General features: G+C 71.4%; 2 protein-coding genes. Both read right to left on the bottom strand.

Features of this window, described 5'->3' with window-relative positions:
* A partial coding sequence (locus OKW78_RS16740) for a metallophosphoesterase (RefSeq protein WP_281196180.1) occupies nucleotides 1-782 on the bottom strand: 782 nt, incomplete at its 3' end.
* Nucleotides 779-1,159, bottom strand: coding sequence for a hypothetical protein (locus OKW78_RS16735; protein WP_281196179.1), 381 nt, complete (start codon nucleotides 1,157-1,159; stop codon nucleotides 779-781). The genes OKW78_RS16735 and OKW78_RS16740, both read right to left, overlap by 4 nt.
* Nucleotides 1,160-1,240: the final 81 nt, after the last annotated feature.

Genomic DNA, 1,240 nt, shown 5'->3' with positions numbered 1-1,240 from the left:
CGCTCGCGGACGCGCGCTTCACCCTCCCCGGACCTGAGATCGACGCTCACGAAGACGAACTCGCGGGTGTCGAGCGCGCGACGACGGATCTCCACGCGGTCGTCGCCGCCGACGACCGCCTCGTCGAAGGTGACGAGGTTGTATCCGCGGCCCTCCCGCTCGCTCGCGCTCGCGCGCTCGGTCGAACCGGGATAGGTGACCCACGTCCCCGCGACCTCCGCACGGTCGGGGGTGTGGTTGTCGCCGAGGAGCATCGCGTCGAAGTCGACGTCGCTCTCGTCGAGGACGGTCTCCGTGTCCCAGTCGGCGTGCGCGAAGGGCTCGAAGAGCCCGTGGGCGACGAGGGCCGCGTAGTCGGCGTCGTGCGGCTCGAACGCGTACTCGAGTTCGTCACGGCGGGAGACGGGGACGTGGTCGAGCCCGTAGAAGGCGGTGTCGCCGACGACGGTCGGCGAATCGTCGAGCCGTGTCGCGAGCCCCAGCCGCTCGAAGAGGTCGAGCCACTGGCCTCCACGCGTCGACTCGTGATTCCCCACGACGGCGAGGAAGGGGACCTCGGCGTCCGCGAGCCGCCGGAGGACGGTGATCGTCCCCATGAGGTCGGGGAGCTCGGGACGCCGGTCGTGGAAGAGATCGCCTGCATGGACGACGGCGTCGACGTCGTCGTCGATCGCGTCGTCGACGACGGCCCCGAACGCGTCGAGGAAGTCCTGGCGTCTGACCGGCGAGTGGTACTGCTGGTACCCGACGTGGGTGTCGCCGGTGTGGATCACCCGTGTCATCTGATCGGCGGTTGGCCCGTGTCGGATTTAGGGGTTCCGGGGCCGCCGGAGGAAGTTGCCCCGGACTGGCCGGAGGAGGTGACTCCGGCTCGGTCGGAGCGATCGTCGCCTCCGGCGGCGACGGTTCGATACCGGCGGTACGCCTCGAGCGCCTCGCGTCCGCGGTCCGCGAGGTCGCCGGCGCCGGCGCGGTCCGCCTCCGCGACCGCCGCGTCGAGCCGGTCGAGCCCGACGGCCTCGACGAACCCGGCCGCCCGGCGGAGGTCGGCGCGGGCGGCGTCCGCCTCGTCTATCACCGCCGCGTAGGGGCGGGTCGCGGTGTCCGTCCGGGTCGCCAGCGCGGCGAGCGCTCGTTTGACGTCGTCTGTCGAGACCACACGCCGGATGGGTCGATATCCGGTTTAAACGTTCGTTCGGAGGCGCTGACGACCTACGGAAGCGAGGACAATGGGGGGGGG

Source organism: Halorubrum sp. F4 (genome assembly GCF_027257195.1).
Classification (GTDB): Archaea; Halobacteriota; Halobacteria; order Halobacteriales; family Haloferacaceae; genus Halorubrum.
The sequence above is the reverse complement of the archived record's forward strand: the minus strand, read 5'-3'. Positions and strand labels throughout refer to the sequence as shown.